The following is a 21,240-nucleotide window of genomic DNA, read 5'->3' on the forward strand; positions in this document are numbered from 1 at the left end:
GAGGTTTTTTTATGACGATCAAGACCGATCTCGGATATATCGAAATCACGACCGAGGTTCTCGCCGGCATTGCAGGCTACGCAGCTTCGCTCTGCTTCGGCGTAAAGGGCATGACCATCCGCTCGATGACGGACGGACTGGCGCATCTGCTCGGACGCGAAAACCAGTCGCGCGGCGTAAAGGTGACCGAAGCGCCTGACGGCGGGGTCAATATCGACCTGCATATTGCGGTCGATCACGGCGTAAATATTGCGACCGTCTGCCGCTCGATCATCAGCGAGGTTCGCTACCATGTCGAGCGCCTGACCGGCGTGGACGTAAAGAATGTAGACGTTTACGTCGAGAGCATCCGTGCCTGAGACAGGCAGAAAAGAGTAAAACGGTACGGAATGACCGCGCTCTGGCGCGGTAAAAGACCCGGAAGGGGAATTTAGGAGAGTTTTTTAGATGGCAGATACGAAAATCAACGGTGCGCTGTTTCAGTTCATGGTGACCGAGGGCGCACTCGCCATTACCGAACAGAAGGAACAGATCAACGAGCTGAACGTTTTCCCGGTGCCGGACGGCGATACGGGCACGAACATGTCGATGACCATGACGGCGGCGATGAACGAGCTGGCGAAGCTGAGCGAGCCGACGCTTGCAAAGGCGGCGGATACGACGGCTTCGGCACTGCTGCGCGGCGCGCGCGGCAACTCCGGCGTTATCCTGTCGCTGCTGTTCCGCGGCATGGCGAAAAAATTACGCGAGACCGAGGCGGCGAACGGCCGCGATCTGGCGCTTGCGCTGCGCGAGGGCGTAGATACGGCGTACAAGGCGGTCATGAAGCCGGCAGAGGGTACGATCCTGACCGTATCGCGCGTTGCGGCGCAGAAAACGGTAGAGCAGTGTCAGGCAGATGACTCGCTTTCCGCCGAGCAGGTGCTCGCGGCGATCGTCGAGCACGGCAGAGCTGCGCTCGCGGAGACCGTGCATCAGAACCCGGTGCTCGAAAAGGCGGGCGTCGTGGACGCCGGCGGCTTTGGCTTTATCACGATCTTAGAGGGAATGCTCGATGCGATGCGCGGCATCCATAAGGAGCGCACGGTCGAGCAGCCGGCCAGGGCGGCGGCGAACTTCGAGGCGATCCGCGACGAGGACATCACGTTCACATACTGCACCGAATTTATCGCAGAACGCAAGGACAAGGCGCGCAATGTCGGCCGTCTGCGTGCGATCTTGAACGATATCGGCGACTCGCTCGTTGTGGTCGAGGATGATGACATCGTAAAGGTGCACGTGCACACCGACCAGCCGAACAAGGCGCTGGAGGAGGGTCTGAAATTCGGCCCGCTCCTCACGGTAAAGATCGAGAATATGCGCGAGCAGCACACCGCGAAGGTCATCGAGGGCACGGCGGACACGCCGAAGGAGCGCGTGATCGTGCCGGCAGAGAAAAAGTACGGCTTTGTTGCCGTCGCAGCAGGCGGGGGCCTCAAGAGCCTGTTCACCGATCTCGGCGCAGATGCCGTCGTTCAGGGCGGTCAGACCATGAACCCCTCGACTGATGATATCATCCGCGCGGTCGATTCGGTTCCGGCAGAGGTCGTTTTCGTGCTGCCGAACAACAAAAACATCATCATGGCGGCCGAGCAGGCGGTTCATCTGTCTGAGGAGAAAAAGCTGGTCGTCGTTCCGACCAAAACCATTCCGCAGGGCATTTCCGCGATGCTCGCGGTCGATCCGGACGCCGAGCAGGATACCGAGCTTGCGACCGCGATGACCGAGGCCGCGTCTCATGTTCGCAGCGGTCAAGTGACGTATGCGGCGCGCGACAGCGAGTTCGACGGCAAAAAGATCAAGCAGGGCGAGTATCTTTCGCTCAGCGAGGGCAGGCTGTGCGCCAGCGGCCGCGAGACGAGCGTGCTGAAAAAGCTCGTGCGCGAGATGGTTTCCGATGACAGCGCCTTTGCGACCGTGATCTTCGGCGAAGGCGTGACGGAGGAGCAGGCCGCAGAGGTCGAAAACCTGCTTCACAAGGCAAACAAGGATATGGAGATCTCGGTCATCAACGGCGGTCAGCCGGTGTACTATTATATCCTGTCCGTAGAGTAAAAAACACCCGCTTCCGCGCCTTGACAGACGGGAGGCGAGTGGGTATAATACAGATAGAAGGACACCGCTGTGCGGTTGGCCTTTTGCAGTTGAATTATTTAGATACTAACCGCTTGGGGACCAGCCGAGCGGTTAGTACGCTTTTATGACAAGAATGTAAAGCACAAGGGCGATACAGACTAAAATTCTCACGAATTTTTTCATAAAGCATCACTCCTTTCACAAGGAGTGCCAACCGCGAAGCGATGTCCGTCAATAATATATCAGAAACGACAGAGAATGTCAATTTTTTCGGAGTAAACCATGTCAGTATTCGATATTTTCAAGAAATTAGAGGAAGAAAAGACCGCAAAAGCGGCGCAGCCGATCGAGTGGCTCGTTGTCGGTCTGGGAAACCCGGGCAGCAAGTACGACAACACGCGCCACAACGCCGGTTTCCGTGCGCTGGAGAGCTACTGCGCGCGCAGCGGCCAGAAGATCGACCGCATGAAGTTCAAGGCGCTCGCAGGGGAGGGCATGCTCGGCGGCAAGCGCGTGCTGTTCCTCAAGCCGCAGACGTTCATGAACCTGTCCGGCGAGGCGGTGCGCGACGCGGCATCGTTCTACAAGATACCGCCCGAGCGCGTGATCGTGCTGTCGGACGATGTGTCGCTCGATGTCGGCACGCTGCGCGTGCGCCCGAAGGGCTCCGCCGGCGGCCAGAACGGTCTGAAGAACATCATTTACCACCTTGGCAGCGAGGATTTCCCTCGCGTGAAGATCGGTGTCGGCAAAAAGCCGCGCCCGGACTATGATCTTGCCGCGTGGGTGCTCGGCAGGTTCCCCGAAGAGGATCAGAAGGCGATCGACAAGGCCTGCGAGGATGCGGTAAGCGCCGCTGCGTGCATTATCGAGAGCGGCTGTGCCGCCGCCGCGCAGAATTTCAACGGCAAGAGAATATAAAAGCAGAACCGAGGACAGAGTCCTCGGTTGAGACTGTCGAAAAACTATCGTTTTTCCGACAATCTGTGTTTTGACTTCGCAAAACACGGACGTCCGAAAGTTCCCATACGGAAACTTTCTCCCTCTTAAAGTATGAAAACCGAGGTACACGCCCCCGGTTTTCATGCGTTTGCGCAGCAAACGCTTTTGAATGCGCGCTGCCGCGCGACTGCTGTTTTGGCGTGAAAACAGACTTTATCGACAGACTGAACCGAGGACAGAGTCCTCGGTTTTGACGTATATGGGGGATAAGATCAGTCTTTTACAAACAGCCGGCGCAGCCAGTGCAGCAGGCCGCGCTCCTCCTCGGAGGCGTGCTGCGCCTGCTCGCGCGCCATGCTGACGGCCTGCTGCATCAGCAGATCCTGCGCACAGATCGGTTCGGGGACGGCAGGCTTTTTCTGGTAGCTGCCGTCGGGCTGAAGCACGCGCGCCTTGACCGTATCGTGCTGCATGGCGAACAGAATATCATGCAGCCGTGCGCGGACCGCCGGACTGTCGATCGGGCAGGCGATTTCAACGCGGCGCTCGGTGTTTCGCGTCATCAGATCGGCCGAGGAAATGTACATTTTCTCATTTTCGCCGCGGCCGAACACATAGATACGCGAATGCTCGAGAAAACGGCCGACAATGCTGGTAACGGTGATGTTTTCGGTCTTTCCGGGAACGCCGGGAAGCAGGCAGCAGATGCCGCGGATGATCATTTCCACGGTAACGCCGGCGCAGGATGCCTCGTGCAGCTTCTCGATCATGTCGATGTCGGTCAGCGAGTTGAATTTGAGCAGGATGTAGCCGTCGCTGCCCTTGGCGATCTCGCTGTCCATGAGCGACAGGATATTGTTTTTGAGGCTGGTCGGCGCGACGAGCAGCCGGTTATAACGTCCGTTGAGGTTGCTCATGGCCATATTGTTGAAGAACTGCGCGGCATCTATGCCGATGGACTCGCTCGAGGTGACGAGCGAAACATCGGTATACTGACGGGCGGTTTTTTCGTTGTAGTTGCCGGTGCCGACCTGCGTGATATAGCGCACGCCGCCGCGCTCCCGGCGCGTGATGAGGCAGATCTTGGAATGCACCTTATAGTCCTCAAAGCCGTAGATGATCTTGCATCCGGCTTCCTCCAGACGCTCGGACCAGTCGATGTTGTTCTGCTCGTCAAAACGGGCGCGCAGCTCGATCAGAACGGTCACATCTTTGCCGTTTTCCGCCGCCGCGCACAGATATTCGACCAGCTTCGCCTTGCTCGCGAGACGGTAGATCGTGATGCGGACGGAGAGGACGGACGGGTCGTTTGCCGCCTCGCGGATCATCTGGAGAAAGGGCTCCATGCTCTCATACGGATAGGAAAGCAGCACATCGCGCTGAAGCGCGGTCTTGAGCAGGCTCTGTCCGGCCGGGAGCATGGCAGGCTGCTGCGGAATGAACGGAGGATCACTCAGGCGGGAGCGTCGGCCGTCGCTCAGATAATCGCCCAGAGAAAAGGCGTAGCTCATGCGCAGCGGCGCACTGCGGGAGAGGAAGATCTGCTCGTCGGTGACTTCGAAACGCTTGTGGAGGCACTCCTTGAAGTGAGAGGACACCGGGCGGCTGAGCTCGACGCGGACGATCGCCATGCGGCGGCGCTGGCGCAGCATGCGCTCCATTTTCTTGCGCAGATCGACCTGCTCCGAGCCGAACGGCTCATCATCGAGCGGCACATCTGCGTTTCGCGTGACGCAGAAGACCGTCTTTTCGAGCACATCGTACATTTCGAAAATACTGTCCGCGAAGGCGAGAAGTATGTCCTCGGTCATAAGATAGCGGCGCTTGTCGTTCGGCAGGAAGGTGATCGGCGGCAGGGAGGCCGGCACGGGGATCAGGCCGAGCCGCTCGTTCTTCTTGTGGCTGAGCAGCACGGCGATGTGCAGCACCTTGCCCTCGAGGTGAGGGAAGGGGTGGTGCGAGTCCACGACCTGCGGCGACAGCACCGGCGCGATCATGGTGTTGAAATACTGTTTGATATATTTCCGCTCGCTGCTGTCGAGCTCGTCCATGGAGGTGCGGCACAGATCCTCCTGCGCGAGGCGGGCGTCAACATCGCGGAACGCTGCGTCGCGCCGCGCGTACAGCGGCTCTACCGCCGCATAGATGCGGCTGAGCTGTTCTCCGGCGGTGAGACCGGACTTGGTGTCGCGGCGGTTCGGCTCGAGCGCCGCCATATCGGTCAGGCTGCCGACACGGATCATGAAAAATTCATCCAGATTGCTGGTGAAAATCGCAAGAAATTTGAATCGTTCGAGCAGAGGAACGGTCTCATCCTCCGCCTCGGCCAGTACGCGCGCATTAAATTCAAGCCAGGACAGCTCTCGGTTCTGTGTATATCCCTGATTCCAGATCGCGTCTGTCATGGTCGAATCCCCCTTTCAGAAGGCCGCAGAGCGGCATAATAATTTTTGACTGACGTTAGTATACCGCAAGGATATGATATATGTGCGAATACTGTGTAAAGAATAAGTAAAAAACCGCTCGTTTCATGGGAAAACAGGCGGTTTTTTGAAGTTATTCGGTCAGGGTGCGGTCAATTGTCTGCTGAGACCAGGGACTCTCCTCAGCGCTGCCGATCACGGTGGAGATCACAGAGTCAATACAGGATGCATAGGACTTGAGATAGTTGTCGATATTCTTCTGTTCATCATAGACCTTGTATTCTCCGGTCTCCCGGAAATACGCGCCGAGCAGGCCGCGGCCGGTGTTGTAAAGAATGCAGTGAACAGCGCCTTTGGTATCTGTAATAGCGAAAAAGCTGCCCTTGCCGTCGGTCAGGCTCGGAACCTCAGCAAGCTTGACGATCTCATCATAGCGGCTTTTCAGAGTAGAGGACTGTTGGCCTTTATATTTACCCGTATGATAGGTGCCGTCCTTATTCGCTACGGTGAAAAGAGAGGTCAGTGGATTGCCGGAACCATCGATCGTGCCCCACTCATTCGACGCATACGCTTCGCCTGCGGCGGTCTGGACGGCCTCGTGCAGCATACGGGTCTCCGCGACGACCTGGTCGCGTCTGGCCCTGTCGATATAGCCGGTGAGGGCGGGGATGAGGAGCGAGGCGAGTATCGCGAGAATGACGAGCACAACGATCAGCTCGACGAGCGTAAAGCCGCGCCGGTTTTTGAATATTTTCATGAAAACTCCTTCTTTTGCTTTCGTTCAGCCTTATTATAACAAAAACGAAGGCAGAAAACAGGGGAAAAGCGGCAGGTCAGCGGCCGCGGGGCAGGATATTTTTATCCTGATAGTAGGCGCTCTTTGCCTGATACATACGGGTCTCCGCGATGCGGAGCAGATTTTCCATGCGCAGCGACGCAGTCTCGCAGGTTGCCCAGCCGAGAGCGGCGTGATAATCCTTCTGCTCGATGGCGAGGGAGAAGGTGCGCACCTTTTCGTGCAGCCTGTCCTCGGACAGGTCGGGCGCGAACGCGACATATTCGTCGCCGCCCATGCGGTAGGTCAGCTCATCACCGAACTGCTTTTTCAGCTCGTCCGCCACCTCGCGCAGCATGATGTCGCCGGCCTGATGCCCCATGGCGTTGTTCAGCTCGTGCAGGCCGTTGATGTCCATGTAAACGCAGCTGAGCGTGCGCCGACAGCGGCCGGGAATATCGTTCTGCTCGCGTTCGAAGGCGTTTCGATTGCGCAGACCGGTGGTCTGGTCGTTTTCCGCAACGTAGCGGAGCCTGGCGCGGGTGATGAAATTCTGCATCATCATGTGCATGACATAGGTCGAAGCGATGATCGAGATGCAGCCGTATATGATACCGTTGAGCATATCGATCTGGATGATCCTCGCGTCCTTGCTGGCGGATACAAAGAGAAAAAACAGCATATCCCAGATGACGACGCTGCACATGTTTTCGAGCGGCGGCATGATGAACAGCGTGGGAAGTGTGAGCAGAAAGGCGATGAATGCGGTTGCCGGTCCGCCCGGACTGGTCACGGTGCTGAGATAGATGCTGAGCGAATACAGCGAGCTCAGAAACAGAGAAAGACAGATCTGCAGACCGGCTCTGCTGCGCCGTCCGACATAAAGCGTGATCGGAAGCAGAAGGCAGGAAATGCCGAGCACGATGAGATAGGCCGGGAGGTTGGGCGCGAGCACAGCGCTGAAAACCGCATAGACGGCGGAAATCAGAAGAAAGACGATGCTGATCGCGAGAAACGCGACAAGCCGGTTGTAATTGTAGAGATGCATCTCCTGCTGGACCTGGGCGAATTCTTCCGGAGTTGCTCCGGCGTAGAGGAGAAGCCGCTTGATTTTTTCCATAGTGAACAACCCTTCGAAGAAATGGTATTACAGCGAGGAAAGGGATAATTTGACCTTTATGGCGATACCGCCGCAGCTTTCGCTGTGCCACCTTATCATAGTATAACACAGGAAACGGCGGAGAAAAAGAGAAAATGTAAAACAATGACTGCGAAAAATTCAATATAAATAACGAAAAAACGCATAAGGGCAGAAAAAAGGCACCTCGTGCACGCTGGTGCATAAGGTGCCTTTTCCTCGATTCAGTCAATGCCGCGCATCGGGAAGCGCTGCGGCCGGGCCTTTTTGCCTTCGGGCAGGAGCGCTGCGGCGAGGTCGGGACGGGAGGTCTCGATGAAGTTGACGCCGCCGCGAATGAGCGTGTCGAGCGTGCGCGGGTCGTTCGTCGGCAGACTCATGGTAAACAGCCCTGCGGCGCGGCAGGCGCGGAGCAGAGGCGGCGTAAGATGAGCCGGCGCGGCGCGCAGGCCGAACAGGCCGGTCGTCTGTGAGGCGTTCACGAGCGCTGCGATGTTGTCGGGAACCGCGGGCATTTCGCCCATGATGTGCAGGTCGGGGTTGGCCGCCGCGAGGCGTGCCGCCTCCACCAGTCCCAGACCGACAAAGACCGCGTCGTCCAGATAATCGGTCTGACGCAGGGTCATGCGCATCTGCGGCAGCAGGCTCGGGTCGCGCAGCGTGATGGCGATCTTCGACCGGCAGGCGCGCGCGAGGTCGAGCGCCTGTCCCACAGGGAGCAGACGGGGCGCGACCTTGCGCAGCTCGGTATAAGTGTGGTCGCAGACGGCCACCGCGCCGCCGTTCGGCGCGAGAACATATCCGTCCGACGAGAGCACGGCGATGCCGTCCGAGGTCATGTCGACCGAGAGACAGCAGCCCTTTGCGCCCTCCTCATTTCCGGCGAGGATGGAGTCCAGTCCGTCGCGGTCCGTACCCATGCAGCCTGCGGCGGACAGGATAAAGATATCAGCTGTGGTATATGGCAATACCGGTTCCTTCTTTCTCAAACAGTCTGTCCGCAGTCATCGTCCGAAGGATCAGACCTTCTCCGGCTCGTCGTACTCGACGCCCTGCGTGTCGACGGTAACGGTCTTCATACGCTGGGTCTCGCGCGGACGGTCGTGCCAGTCGCGCTTGGTGTTCACGATGGCGTCAACAACGTCCATGCCCTCGATGACCATGCCGAAGGAAGCGTACTCGTTGTCCAGATGCGGCGCGTCGTCGGTCATGATGAAGAACTGGCTGCCTGCGGAGTTCGGGTCTGCGGTGCGCGCCATGGACAGTACGCCGCGGGTGTGCAGCAGGTCGTTCTGGAAGCCGTTGTGGGTGAACTCGCCGCGGATCTCGTAGCCCGGGCCGCCCATGCCGGTGCCGTCCGGGTCGCCGCCCTGGATCATGAAGCCCGGGATGACGCGGTGGAAGATGGTGCCGTCATAGAAGCCCTTGCTCGCCAGGGAGACAAAGTTGCGGACGGTGTTCGGCGCAACTTCGGGGTACAGCTCGGCGCGGATGATGCCGCCGTTTTCCATTTCGATGGTAACGATAGGATTGCTCATTATTTATCAACTCCATAAAAATTTTGCGTGTAGTCGCATTCTGTATTAGTATTGTAGCAAATTTCCCGATATACGGCAAGTGGTGTTTGGGGAATAAGCGGCCTGCGCGGAAAAACAGGGGAGAGGGGCGGCGTTCCCGGCGAGTAATCCACTTTATCCACAGGGGTTTCCACAGGTGTGCTGGGGATAACGTTGTGGATAAAGTGGATAACTTTTTGTATAGGGCGGTCAATCTTCTGACCAGTGGCCGATTTGGCATTTACCGTCTGTAATATTTTGTCGAGCGGGCGGTGTACATAAAACCGGCGCGTCTGTGGAAAACTCACACAGACGAGAGAATTATCCACAGACGGAGAGGAGCGTATCCATGGCAGAAGAGATCACCGCCGTCCCGGCGCCCGAGCGCAGCAGCATCGCCGAGACCGGCTCCATCACCGCGCATACCGCGCGGGGGACCGTGCACTGCATCACCATCGTCGGCCAGATCGAGGGACATATGGAGCTGCCGGCGCAGAACAAGACCACCAAGTACGAGCATCTCATCCCGCAGATCGCGGCGGTCGAGCAGGCAGAGGACATTGATGGTCTGCTCGTGCTGCTGAACACGGTAGGCGGCGACGTCGAGGCCGGACTCGCCATCGCGGAGCTGATCGCGGGTATGACAAAGCCCACCGTTTCGCTCGTGCTCGGCGGCGGGCATTCGATCGGCGTGCCGCTCGCGGTAGCGGCACGGCGCAGCTTTATCGCGGCTTCCGCCGCCATGACCATTCATCCCGTGCGCATCAACGGGACGATCATCGCGGTGCCGCAGGCGTTTGAATATCTCGCGAAGATACAGGAGCGCATCAGCGATTTCATCACGGGGCATTCGCATATCCAGCCGGAACGGCTGGCCGGTCTGATGCGCGAGACCGGACAGCTGACTGCCGACGTCGGTACGGTCATTTCCGGCCGCGAGGCGCAGGAGATCGGCCTGATCGACCGGGTCGGCACGCTGTCGGACGCGCTCGAGGAGCTTTACGGCATGATCGAGCGGCGAAAAGCAGAAAAATAATCAGTTTTCCTCCAGATAGTCGCGGATGCAATCGACGAATTCCGCGCCGTAACGGCGCGCCTTGGCCTCGCCTACGCCGCGCACGCCGAGCAGCTCGTATTCGCTCTTCGGCTGCCGCGCGGCCATGTCCGCGAGCGTCGCGTTCGAGAACACGACATACGGCGGCACACCGGCGCGCTGTGCGACCTTTGTGCGCAGTGCGCGCAGCTTTTCGAACAGCTTTTCATCCACATCGGCGGACAGCTCCTCGGTGCGGCGGACGGTCTCGGGCTTTTTCTCGCGCGGCAGGCGGATATGCAGCTCACCCCGGCCGCGCATGAGGGCGTTGCCGGTCTTCGTGAGGAAAAGCGCGTTGTAACGCTCGGGGTCGGCGGTCAGCAGGCCGCGCTCGAGCAGGACGTCGATGAGCTGCCGCACGCGCACGGCGGTCTGCTCGCTCATGATGCCGTAGGTCGAGAGCGTGTGGAGGCTGAAACGGCCGATCTGCTCGATCTTGCTGCCTGTGAGCACGGCGGCGACGACGGTTTTGCCGAAATGCAGCCGCCGCTCGTCGAGACGGTAGACGCAGGACAGGATCTTGCGCGCGTCCATCGTCGCGTCTACTTCTTCAAAATTCGTGTCGCAGTTTCCGCAGTGACCGCAGCAGACGGGCGCCTTTTCACCGAAATAGTTCAGGATATACCGGCGCAGACAGTCGGTCGTCGTTGCGTAGGACGTCATCTGACGGAGGCGCTCCATATCGCGCTCAATGAGCGCACGGCGCGTTTTCTCGTCGATGGAGTCGTCGTCATTCTCGTGGCTGTGCTCGATGAGAAATTCCGCAGTACGCACATCCTGCCCGTTGTACAGCAGGATGCAGTCCGCCGCTTCGCCGTCGCGTCCGGCGCGTCCGGCCTCCTGATAATAGCTCTCCATGTTCTTCGGCATATTATAGTGAATGACGAACGAGACGTTGGACTTGTCGATGCCCATGCCGAAGGCGTTGGTCGCGACCATGATGGTCTTGCGGTCGTACAGGAAGTCGTCCTGATTGGCGAGGCGCTCCTCGGGGTCGAGACCGGCGTGGTAGCGCGTCGCGGGCAGACCGCGGCTCAGCAGCATGTCGCACACCTCCTCGACTGTCTTGCGCGTCGAGCAGTAGACGATACCGCTCTTGTCGCGCCGCTGGAGCAGGTGCGCAAGCAGGGCGGAGGGCTTGGAGGACGGTTTTTCGACCGCGAAGTACAGATTGGGGCGGTCGAAGCCGGTCGTGATGACGAACGGGTCCTCGAGACCGAGCGCACGGATGATGTCGTCGCGGACCTCGGCGGTCGCGGTCGCGGTGAAGGCGGAAACGAGCGGGCGCTGGGGCAGGGAGGCAAGAAAGTCGAGGATCTTCAGATAGCTCGGGCGGAAATCCTGTCCCCACTGCGAGATGCAGTGCGCCTCGTCCACCGTCACCATGGAAATCGGCACGCGGCGTGCGAAATCGAGGAAGAACGGCGCGGTCAGCCGCTCGGGCGCGACATAGAGCAGCTTGTATTCCCCGCGTCCGGCGAAATACAGCGCGTCGCGCATCTCCTCGAACGACAGGGCGCTGTTGATGCAGGCGGCCGGGACGCCGGCCTCATTCAGCGCGCCGACCTGATCCTTCATCAGCGAGATGAGCGGCGAGATGACGAGCGTCAGTCCGGGCAGCGCGAGCGCCGGGACCTGATAGCAGATGGACTTGCCGGCGCCGGTCGGCATGATGCCGAGCGTGTCGCGCCCGGAAAGAATGGCCTGCACGAGCTCGTCCTGTCCCGGACGGAAGCTGTCGTAGCCGAAGTACTGTTTGAGAATTTCCTGTGCGGTCGGCATGTAAAGGCTCCTTCATACATAGTATGAACTTATTCTACCACATTTCCCGGGACAAAGCAAACTGATGTTCGCATAAATGGCGTTCCGGCCGTCTCCTGCCGGTTTACAACCGGCGCGTGCTGTGCTATACTATATCATTGGATTAGAATATACACACGAATTTTTATTTCACAGGAGGAAATATCCATGCTTTGCAAGAAATGCGGCAGGGAGCTGCCCTATGCAGGGGGCAAGTTCTGCCCGTTCTGCGGCGCGCCCGTTGAGCAGACCGGCGTGAGCGACGAGACCGAGGTGTTCACCACGCTGCCCGAGGAGCTGCGGAACGCAGGCGGCGCCCCGGCGGACGGCAGCATCGACCTTTCGGCGTTCGATGCGGCGCGCAGACAGAGCCGGCAGGCGCTCGAGGATGCCGAGGAGACCATGGCCATCGATCCGCTCGCAGATACATCCGAACAGCCGGCGGCAGCGCCCCGCGTGCCGCAGCAGCGCCCGGAAGCCCGTCCGACGCAGGACGCACCGCGCACGACCTATTACGGCGGCCGTCCCGACCCGGATGACCGCGTATACCGCAAGCCGTCCAGGGGCAGGCGCGCAGCGGTCGTGACGCTCGTCGTGCTGCTCGTCGCGGCACTCATCGGCGGCGGCGTGTGGTTCTTCATGAACCATCACAAAAACGACGAAAATCTGACGCTTGCGGAGAAGTATATGGACCGCGGCGACTTCGACAAGGCGCTTTCGTACTATGAAAAGGCGGCGGAGGAGGCCAAGGACCCGACCGCGATCAATGCGGCGATGCAGCTTATCCGCGACTACCAGAATGCGGAGGATTATGTAGATAACGAGCAGTACACCGAGGCCATCGCGGCGCTTAAGCAGCTGCGCGACCGCGTGACCGACAAGGACTCCACCATGTCCAAGTCCATCGAGGATCTGCTCAGCAAGGCGCAGAGCGCACAGTCGGACAGCACTTTTGCTTCCGATCTGGAGGAGGCGCAGGGCTATCTGGAGGATGACAAGCTGGATGCGGCCTCCGGCAAGCTCGATTCGCTCGAGCAGGACTCCTCGCTGACCGACGAGCAGAGGAAGCAGGTCGAGGACATGAAGAACAAGCTCCAGTCCGCAAAAGACAGCGCACAGCAGCAGCAGGAGAACGAGCAGAAGAAATCCGAGCGCAGGCAGGAGTTCTCGAGCGAGATGGACGAGCTGGAGAGCGACGATCTCAAGATCTCTTCGGCAGCGAACGCAGAGGATGAGCTGGCCATGACGGCAAGCTCGTTCGAGCAGTGGGATGAGCTGCTGAGCGAAATGTACGATTATCTGGCGGGCGTGCTCAACGCAGACCAGTATGCGTCCGAAGAGGAAAACTACAAGCAGTGGGTCGCGGAGCGCGACAGCGGCGCGGAAAATGCCGCGAGCGCGACCGAGGACAGCACGCAGAAGCAGCTCGCGTCGTACAGCTTCAAGCAGAGCTATACCAAGGCGCGCTGCTACAAGCTGCTCGACATGATGTAAGAAGCTGCCGCGAAACTGACGTTTCGCCGACAAGCTGTGTTCTGACTTCGCAGAACACGAGTCGTCCGAAAGTTCCCATGCGGAAACTTTCTCCTTCTTAAAGTAAGAAAACCGAGGCGCATGTCCTCGGTTTTCTTGCGTTTGCGCAGCAAACGCTATTCCATGCGCGCTGCCGCGCGGCTGCGTTTGCCTCGTGAGACAAAACTTTATCGGCAGAGCAATGTATTTTTATTGTGGATGTTGGAATTCCATTCAAATTATGCTATAATAAATAAAATATTGCTGATATATGCGAATATACGGCGTGCGGAAAGCAGCAGTATTTACAAAACTATGAGAGTGAGAGATGCACTATGAGTATCACGCGAGTATGGATCGCGGGTGCGGGCGGACGGCTCGGTTCTGCGCTTTATCACCGGTTCAGCGGCAACACCGACTATAAGCTCGTCACGAGCGACCGCGACGTCCCGATCGAGGACGCACGCGAGGCCGGCCGCTTTGCCGACCTCAACCACCCGGATGTTATCATCAACTGCGCCGGTCTGACCGATGTGCGCGCCTGCGAGGAAAAGCCTGAGGAAGCGTACAAGATCAACGCCATCGGTGCGAGAAACCTTGCGGTCGCAGCGCGCCGTATCGATGCGAAGCTCATCCAGATCTCGACCGATGACGTATTCGACGGCGACGATGACGCGGCGCTGTGCGAGTTCGACGACGCGCATCCGACCACTATGTACGGCAAGAGCAAGTATGCCGGCGAGAAGCTCGTTCGCGAGCTGACCGACAAGCACGTTATCGTGCGCTCCTCGTGGCTGTACGGCGTCGGTTCGTATGATTTTGTCGACCGCGTGCTCGACAACGCGAAAAAGGACGGCAAGGTCGTGCTGCCGGAGGACGAGATCTCCTCTCCGACCTCTGCGGACGCGCTGGCAGGCTTTATCGAGTGCCTGATGCACACCCGTGAGTTCGGCCTGTATCATGCCTCCTGCGACGGCTCGTGCTCGCGCGCGGAGTGGGCGCGCGAAATCCTGCGTCTGAACGGCATGGACAGTATCCCGGTCATCTCCGCGGCGGAGAACACCGAGCTGCGTCCGCGCTTTACGCTGCTCGACAACATGATGCTGCGCATCACCGGTCTGTATCAGATGCCGGACTGGAAGACCGCGCTTGCGGACTATTTCAGCACGAAAAAGGGAGGTGCGCACAAGTGAGCGGAGCGAAAGAGAAAAAGAAAATCGGTCTGACAACGCAGATCTTTATTGCGCTGATTGTGGGCGCCATTCTGGGTATTGTGCTGCATGTCGCCGCGTCTGACGTGGAATTTGTGCAGAATGTATTGATAAACGGTGTTTTCTATGTCATCGGTCAGGGCTTCATCCGTTTGATGCAGATGCTTGTCGTACCGCTGGTTTTCTGCTCGCTGATCTGCGGCGCGACCGCGATCGGTGACAGCAAGACCCTCGGCAAGGTCGGCATCAAGATCATCGGCTTCTATATCCTGACGACCATGATGGCAGTCGCAGTCGCTCTCGGCATTGGCCTGCTCATCAGGCCGGGCATCGGTCTGGATATGTCGCAGGTGCAGCAGGTCGAGACCGGCATTGAGGGCGGCCAGTCGGTCAGCTTCGCGGAGACCATCCTCAATATAATCCCGAAGAACCCGATCGGTGCGCTCGCGAACGGCGAAATGCTCCAGGTCATCGTTTTTGCGCTGATCATCGGCATCATCCTTGCGAAACTGCAGGATAAGACCCAGCTCGTCACGAACTTCTTCCAGCAGGGCAACGACATCATGATGGAGATGACCATGATGGTCATGCGTCTGGCGCCGATCGGTGTATTCTGCCTGATCGCAAAGACGTTCGCCGGTCTCGGTTTCTCTGCGATGGTCCCGATGTTCAAGTATATGGGCGCGGTTCTGCTCGCGCTGTTCATCCAGTGCTGCGGCGTATACCAGGTCCTGCTTGCGCTGTTTACGCGCCTCAATCCGCTGCGCTTCCTCAAGAAGTTTGCTCCGGTTATGGGCTTCGCCTTCTCGACGGCTACCTCCAATGCGACGATCCCGATGAATATCGACACGCTGGAGGAAAAGATCGGCGTTAACCGCCGTATTTCGTCCTTTACCATTCCGCTCGGCGCGACCATCAATATGGACGGCACGTCCATCATGCAGGGCGTTGCGGTCGTATTCGTCGCGCAGGCGTTCGGCATTACGCTGACTCCGGCGGATTATCTGACCGTTATCGCGACGGCGACTCTCGCATCCATCGGCACCGCAGGCGTTCCGTCTGTCGGCCTGATCACGCTCGCGATGGTATTCGATTCGGTCGGTCTGCCGGTTGCCGGCATCGGCCTGATCATGGGTATCGACCGTATTCTTGATATGGCGCGAACTGCGGTCAACATTACCGGCGACGCGGTCTGCACCACGATCGTTGCACATCAGGACGGCGCGCTCGATAAATCTGTATTCAATAAAAACTGAGACAGCACCGCACAGGAAAAGCTCCGGCACTTTGCGGAGTTCGTGCGGCGCCGCGTGAAATCGTTTTTTTGCAGTGGGCACGGTTTGACAGACCGTGCCCATTCTGTTATAATAAATACACGCCGCCATGGCGGAACTGGTAGACGCAGGGGACTTAAAATCCCCCGGCCTTAAAACCGTGCCGGTTCGATTCCGGCTGGCGGCACCAGAAAGCTCCTGTAATCTGTTGATGGATTACAGGAGCTTTTGCTGTATTATCGGTATTTTTCTGAACTTTTCAGAGATGTTTGAAAATAGGGAATAACTGTGAAATCAGTCGGTTTGACCGACTTCTCGCAGATTTCTCGCAGGCTTGCACCAAGAATGGTGCTTATTTTGTGCTTATTCGAGAGGTTAGTTAAGGTTTCAGCGCCGTGATTGGAACAACAAAAACACCATCGGCGCGCCGATAGGCGGCATTCGACATACCGCACAGAACGCAGAGCACCGCAGGCGGCTTGCCGCGAGGATCTTCTTCAATCTGACGCTTAATCTTAAGCAGATTTTCTGCGGCAGTATCGATCTGATTTGCACCGAGCTTGATCTCAAAAGCGCACCACTGACCGTCTGCCAGCTCAATTACCGCATCGATCTCTTGATTTTGGTAATCCTGATAGTGATACAGGTTCGCACCAAACGACTCCGCATAGATACACAGATCGCGCTCGCACAGTGCCTCAAATAGAAATCCAAGCGTTTCCAGATCACCAATCAAACCGGCAGGCGTTGCGCGGAGCAAGGCACACGCCAGTGACGGATCGGAGAAATGCCGCTTTTCCGCCTGCTTTATCCGAACAGAGGAGCGGATACCGGCAGCGAACGGTGGCTGATTATCCGTGATGAACAGCCGCTTGAAAATATCCAGATAGGCGGATACCGTTTCGCCGTCAATATCCTCATCATCAACCGCCTTGATATCGCGCATTAACGTTCGATTTGTGACGGTTGTGCTCTCATTTCGAGCCAGAGAACGCAGCAGCAGGCGCATTTTCTGTGTATCGCGTCTGATGCCGTCGATACGGTACACATCATCGTCAATGACCGCATTCAGATACTCGGCAGGCAGCAGCATAGCCTGTTTGAGCGGCAAGCCCAGACTGCCCGGCCAGCCACCGCGGATAATCAGTTCAATCAGCTTGGTAAGATCTACTTCGCCGGTCATGGCTGTAGTAACTTCGCCATGACACAGCTTTTCCAGCGAAACCTGTCCGCTGGAGTCGCCCGACTCGTAGAGCGACATTGGACGCATACGCAGCTTGGCAATGCGGCCTGCACCGCTGTGCAGGACACCCTTGTGGTTAGGGGTGGCAGAGCCGGTCAGAATAAACTGGCCCTTTTCGGCGGTCTGATCTACCTTGTAGCGCACCGCGTCCCAGAGCGGCGGAACCTCCTGCCATTCGTCGATCAAGCGCGGAGCCTCGCCGGTTAGCACCAGTTCGGGAGACAATTCTGCCAGCTGGCGGTTTTGAAAGTTGTTAGCCGGATCGCCGATATAGATTTCGCTTTTGCTGTGCTGCGCAGAAGTCCAGGTCTTGCCGCACCATTTCGGTCCCTCAATGCAGACAGCACCGAAAGCGGATAGATATTCCTCTACTTTTGCATCGATAATGCGGGGTTTATAGTTTAAATGGTTCATTTGACTCACCTCAACATCTTGCTATTATTATATGCTAATCGGTCATATTTTACAATTACAATCGGTCAAATTTTGCAGCATCAACCGATAACATTTTATGGAATAAACGCTCGAGCCATTAAGAACTCGAGCGTTTTCTGTCTGGGAGTGCAGCGTGGAGGTTCGCATTATTTTTACCATTTCCAAGCAAATGCTCCATGCAGTTCGATGCCGCGATTTTCGAGGCAGCATCCAGATGCGCATAACGCAGTGTCGTCTGAAAGGTCGCGTGACCGAGATACACTTGAATTTCCTGCAGGGTATAGCCCTCATGCAGCAGCAGCGTTGCACAGGAGTGGCGCAGATCGTGAAAACGGATTTTCTTGAAACCGTGCCTCTCGATAAAGCCGCGAAAACGATCGCTGACCCGTTCGGGAGTGAGCAAACTGCCGTCTGCCAGTGTAAAGATGTATTCATCGTAGGTATGGTCGTAGCAATCGCCCCAGAGCTTGCGGTTTTCCTCCGTCCATTGCCGACGCTTGAGCAGCAGCTCTCGAATGGTCGGCACAAGTGCGAATGCACGTCGGCTGGATTCGGTTTTCAGTTCGTTTGTCTGCATGACTTCGCTTTGGCCGTTGATACGGGTTTCGAGCACTTTATGACGAATATAGATCGTGTTCTGCTCAAAATCAACGTCTTGCCAGCGCAGTCCGCATACCTCGCTGCGGCGCAATCCGTAAAACGCCGTTACGCGAACAATATCCTCGATAGAGGAACCCTGGAGTGCCTCAAACAGCTCGTTCAGCTCGCTTGCCGAATAGGTTTGCGCCTGATACGGAACGATTTTAGGCGGAGCAATTCGGCGTACCGGATTATACACCAGAGTGCCGTCCTTGATGGACTCGTTGAACACACTTTTCAGCAGCACGATGTGCTTTTTGATCGTATTCCCGGAGAGGGGCTTAGTGCGCCCCTCCTGCAGGGAATCGAGATAACGCTGAATGAGCGCAGGTGTAACCTGCTGTACGGTGATATTTCGCGAGCGGAAGAACGGGTCTGCGTAGCGCAGGATATGTTCGTACCCCTCAAGCGTAGACTTGGAGATAGCCGGTGCCTTGCGGAGTTTCCATTGCTGCATCAGGTCGGAGAACAGCATGTCCGGCACTGAGGTGTCGAGGCCCCAGCTCTCCATGCGGTTCTTCTCCTCAGCCAGCTTGCGGAACTTGCAGGCACGCTCATTTGCAATCTCCTGTGCCCGACGCTTGTGTTTGCCAGCGGAAGGCCGGTAGTCTTCCACTTTTCAATCCGTTTTCCGTCCTCCACATAGGACAGGACGGTGTGCCACATCCTGCCCTTTGCACGAATTGTTGCGGAAATATGTTCGATCATGGTGGGGACCCCGGTCGATCAGGCCGGCTGCTGCGAGGAACCCTTCAAAAACTCCTGCAGGAATACCTTGGGTACGCGGTACGAGCGGCCAACCTTGACGGAGCGGATTTCTCCGGCGATCAGCATCTTGCAGATATTCTGACGGGTCGTATGCAGATACGCTGCAAGCGTTGCAACGGTCAGAACGTCGGGAAGATCGTTAAGAGTGGTGGAATTGGTAATAGTGATTTGGGTTTTCATGATAATAATCTCCTTTTTCTTGCATAATTTGCGCGGCAGCGTTACACTTAAAGTGAACCCAGGTTCAGGCTTGAAATCGGAATGCACAGGTAACGTTTGCCTTTGATTTTTTTGGTGGACTTCTTGCTGGCATCGATGGACAGCAGCTTGCATTGATTGAGCCACTCTGCAACATATTGCTCGCTGAGATCACTTCGGCGGTACAGCTTTTGCAGATAGTCGGTCAGCACAGAAAGCCTAACGCAAAGGCAGCCATTGTGCCGGAATGCGTAAAATTCCTGTTGCTGTACTCCGCTTACGATTGCCTCTCGAAGGGTTTCCGGGAGGTTTTCGATGCGGCGCAGCTCCTCGGTGATGTTGTGCCAGACTTGGGTCAATGAGTACGCTGTTGCTTGGAGAAATTTGCTTTTGGCGACTGCCGAGATTGCTTTGACTTCCTCCGCGTAGTCAGCGAACCGGCAGAGCAGCCAGTATAATTCGAACAACGACATCTTCACGCGCTCGTTCGGTGCGTTTTTCACAGTGGCAAGCTGCGACTCCATCTCGCACTTAATGCGAGAACGGAATTCCTCATAGCGTTCTCCAAACCATGAAAGAAATCCTTGCATTGCCGTAGCCGCGGTATGACGAAGCGCCTCCAAATCGACCGGATTACTTGAATCGGCTAGTTTCTCATGAATTCGCACGATCATGCACCGCGTTACGTCCGAGGATGCCTCCATCGGGATTTCGCCCGTGACGACCAGTCCAGCAGCACAACTAACCGAAATATTCTTAGAACCTCGGGTTTTGGTGCGCTTGGTTTCGTTCGCTGCAAACCGCAGTAATGCGGCCGCGCTCGCAAGACGCTCGCGCTGCTTTGCCTTATTGGTGCCGATGTAAATGTCATCCAGTAACACCGAACGATCGCGTGTGGTCATCAACGCACGCTCCATCGCAGACATTGTGCTGCCAGCGTCGTAGACATCAGCCATGCACCCGCCCGCATCGTCGAACAGCTGGCAAAGCGCTTTGGCTGTTGCTGTCTTGCCGAAACCTTGCGTTGCAATCAAGTATAGAATGCAGGCTGTCGGTAAGCCGCTGTCCTGTAAGAACGAACGGCAAACCGAGAACAACGCATACGCCCACACCGGCAGGTATACATTGAGATGCGGCAAAAACGTCTCGAGCAGCTGTTCGACTGCGGTTTCTGCCGACATCGTTGGATCGACAGACAGATGGTAGCTTGAGGTTTCCTTGGCAATCAGGTACGGCGGTGAACCGTCTAAAGGCGGTTCAGCCAGTCGGTTTTCTGGGGCCAGGTCAGGGAAGTAGCGGTGTTGCCCATCAATCTGCTGCCAGCCGGTCTGGTCAAAGTATTGACCGCGCGGAAGGTCGCATTGTGACAGCTGCATCCGCAGGTAGGTTGCCACGAGATTTCTAGTGCTCCGACCACGTGCATCGCGCGAAATGCAACCGACAATTAACTTTTCGAAGTTCAACTGGTCCAACTGCTCCGCAGGCCAGACAATAGTCTGCGGCGGTGCACCTTCCCGCGTCACCTCGAGGAGCAGCTGGAGCGGCTCCTCGGGGTTAGCAGAATACAGTCCGCGGATTCGCGGGACAAAGTTGGCGATGACTTCGCCATCGTTCAGCAAGCTATTACCTGCAATAGCGAAATTCATCAGTGATCACCTCTCGGCAGCAGCTTGAGGCCATTCTCGGCCAGTCTGTCATTGAAGGTGCCACGCTTGACACCTACGGAGAGCGCGATCATTTTACGCAGCATGTCATTCTCGGCGGCCAGGTAGCCGCACTTGTAATTAGCCTGCGCAATCTGGCGCTCCTTCGCACGCTTGCGTGCACGCTTTGCTGCCTTCTTGCGAGCCTTTTTGCCCTTCTTGCCTTTCTTGCCCTTGCGAGGCTCGTCCTCGAAGGGGAAGCCGGTCGTGAAGGAGGGGCCGAACGAGGCAGGGGAGCTGATGAACTCCGCCGTGCTTTCGGTGTCGGGGGTGGATGCGGTCGGGAAATTAGAACCTTGAATCATGGTAAGATCCTCCTATGCAGGAGATCCATGTGGCCATCATGAATCTCAGCGAAAGATTTAACGCCATTCGTTAAGTCTTTGTCTTGACAAGAACTATTGTAAGGCATTTT

Annotated in this window: 18 protein-coding genes and 1 tRNA gene; 8 read left to right on the forward strand and 11 right to left on the reverse strand. The window is 57.2% G+C overall.

Annotated elements, in window-relative coordinates:
* Positions 1 to 11: 11 nt before the first annotated feature.
* The 3 genes from H8S02_RS09440 (at position 12) to pth (ending at position 3,036) form a co-directional block, all read left to right on the forward strand.
* Complete coding sequence (locus H8S02_RS09440) at positions 12 to 359, forward strand: Asp23/Gls24 family envelope stress response protein (RefSeq protein ID WP_118686078.1); 348 nt, start codon at positions 12 to 14, stop codon at positions 357 to 359.
* An 88-nt stretch (positions 360 to 447) separates the two neighbouring features.
* Positions 448 to 2,094, forward strand: a complete 1,647-nt coding sequence (locus tag H8S02_RS09445) for a DAK2 domain-containing protein (RefSeq protein WP_186970317.1) — start codon at positions 448 to 450, stop codon at positions 2,092 to 2,094.
* Positions 2,095 to 2,397: 303 nt separating this feature from the next.
* Positions 2,398 to 3,036 carry an aminoacyl-tRNA hydrolase gene (pth, locus tag H8S02_RS09450; protein ID WP_118686076.1) on the forward strand — a complete coding sequence of 213 codons (639 nt, stop codon included), beginning with the start codon at positions 2,398 to 2,400 and terminating at the stop codon, positions 3,034 to 3,036.
* A gap of 293 nt (positions 3,037 to 3,329) precedes the next feature.
* Here the strand turns inward: pth and ppk1 are convergent, their stop codons facing one another.
* From ppk1 to H8S02_RS09475, 5 genes are all read right to left on the reverse strand, one after another.
* Positions 3,330 to 5,462 (reverse strand): polyphosphate kinase 1, encoded by a 2,133-nt coding sequence (gene ppk1 / locus H8S02_RS09455; protein WP_186970318.1) that lies wholly within the window; start codon positions 5,460 to 5,462, stop codon positions 3,330 to 3,332.
* A 151-nt stretch (positions 5,463 to 5,613) separates the two neighbouring features.
* Entirely contained in the window at positions 5,614 to 6,237 is a 624-nt protein-coding gene (locus H8S02_RS09460) for a type II secretion system protein (RefSeq protein ID WP_207722102.1), read from the reverse strand.
* A gap of 76 nt (positions 6,238 to 6,313) precedes the next feature.
* Positions 6,314 to 7,375 carry a GGDEF domain-containing protein gene (locus H8S02_RS09465; RefSeq protein WP_186970319.1) on the reverse strand — a complete coding sequence of 354 codons (1,062 nt, stop codon included), beginning with the start codon at positions 7,373 to 7,375 and terminating at the stop codon, positions 6,314 to 6,316.
* Positions 7,376 to 7,617: 242 nt separating this feature from the next.
* Positions 7,618 to 8,361, reverse strand: a complete 744-nt coding sequence (locus H8S02_RS09470; RefSeq protein ID WP_186970320.1) for a glycerophosphodiester phosphodiesterase — start codon at positions 8,359 to 8,361, stop codon at positions 7,618 to 7,620.
* Positions 8,362 to 8,412: 51 nt separating this feature from the next.
* Entirely contained in the window at positions 8,413 to 8,931 is a 519-nt protein-coding gene (locus H8S02_RS09475; RefSeq protein ID WP_186970321.1) for a peptidylprolyl isomerase, read from the reverse strand.
* A gap of 367 nt (positions 8,932 to 9,298) precedes the next feature.
* Between H8S02_RS09475 and H8S02_RS09480 the strand changes: the two genes are divergently transcribed.
* Positions 9,299 to 9,985, forward strand: coding sequence for a ClpP family protease (locus H8S02_RS09480; protein ID WP_118686069.1), 687 nt, complete (start codon positions 9,299 to 9,301; stop codon positions 9,983 to 9,985).
* Here H8S02_RS09480 and recQ read toward each other — a convergent pair whose 3' ends face one another.
* Positions 9,986 to 11,824 carry a DNA helicase RecQ gene (recQ, locus tag H8S02_RS09485; protein ID WP_186970322.1) on the reverse strand — a complete coding sequence of 613 codons (1,839 nt, stop codon included), beginning with the start codon at positions 11,822 to 11,824 and terminating at the stop codon, positions 9,986 to 9,988.
* 186 nt (positions 11,825 to 12,010) lie between these two features.
* Here recQ and H8S02_RS09490 point away from each other — a divergent pair, with 186 nt between their 5' ends.
* From H8S02_RS09490 to H8S02_RS09505, 4 genes are all read left to right on the forward strand, one after another.
* Positions 12,011 to 13,336, forward strand: a complete 1,326-nt coding sequence (locus H8S02_RS09490; protein WP_186970323.1) for a hypothetical protein — start codon at positions 12,011 to 12,013, stop codon at positions 13,334 to 13,336.
* Between the two features lie 353 nt (positions 13,337 to 13,689).
* Positions 13,690 to 14,547: a dTDP-4-dehydrorhamnose reductase gene (gene rfbD / locus H8S02_RS09495; protein WP_186970324.1), complete on the forward strand. Its 858-nt coding sequence runs from the start codon at positions 13,690 to 13,692 to the stop codon at positions 14,545 to 14,547.
* Positions 14,544 to 15,821 (forward strand): dicarboxylate/amino acid:cation symporter, encoded by a 1,278-nt coding sequence (locus tag H8S02_RS09500; RefSeq protein WP_186970325.1) that lies wholly within the window; start codon positions 14,544 to 14,546, stop codon positions 15,819 to 15,821. Before rfbD ends, H8S02_RS09500 begins: the two co-directional genes overlap by 4 nt.
* A 121-nt stretch (positions 15,822 to 15,942) precedes the next feature.
* Positions 15,943 to 16,029 (forward strand) — tRNA-Leu (locus tag H8S02_RS09505).
* Between the two features lie 189 nt (positions 16,030 to 16,218).
* On the opposite strand, the gene H8S02_RS09510 is transcribed toward H8S02_RS09505, so the two are convergent.
* The 5 genes from H8S02_RS09510 to H8S02_RS09530 all read right to left on the reverse strand — a co-directional run bounded on the left by H8S02_RS09510 (position 16,219) and on the right by H8S02_RS09530 (position 21,130).
* Entirely contained in the window at positions 16,219 to 17,496 is a 1,278-nt protein-coding gene (locus H8S02_RS09510; protein WP_186970326.1) for an ATP-binding protein, read from the reverse strand.
* 118 nt (positions 17,497 to 17,614) lie between these two features.
* The gene (locus H8S02_RS09515; protein WP_186970327.1) at positions 17,615 to 18,772 is read right to left on the reverse strand and encodes a tyrosine-type recombinase/integrase; all 1,158 of its coding nucleotides are present in this window, start codon (positions 18,770 to 18,772) and stop codon (positions 17,615 to 17,617) included.
* A gap of 110 nt (positions 18,773 to 18,882) precedes the next feature.
* Positions 18,883 to 19,104, reverse strand: coding sequence for an excisionase family DNA-binding protein (locus H8S02_RS09520; protein ID WP_161274767.1), 222 nt, complete (start codon positions 19,102 to 19,104; stop codon positions 18,883 to 18,885).
* Between the two features lie 47 nt (positions 19,105 to 19,151).
* Entirely contained in the window at positions 19,152 to 20,768 is a 1,617-nt protein-coding gene (locus tag H8S02_RS09525; protein WP_186970328.1) for a hypothetical protein, read from the reverse strand.
* Complete coding sequence (locus tag H8S02_RS09530) at positions 20,768 to 21,130, reverse strand: hypothetical protein (RefSeq protein ID WP_186970329.1); 363 nt, start codon at positions 21,128 to 21,130, stop codon at positions 20,768 to 20,770. Before H8S02_RS09530 ends, H8S02_RS09525 begins: the two co-directional genes overlap by 1 nt.
* Between the last annotated feature and the right edge of the window lie 110 nt (positions 21,131 to 21,240).

Source organism: Agathobaculum hominis (genome assembly GCF_014288055.1).
Classification (GTDB): domain Bacteria; phylum Bacillota; class Clostridia; order Oscillospirales; family Butyricicoccaceae; genus Agathobaculum; species Agathobaculum hominis.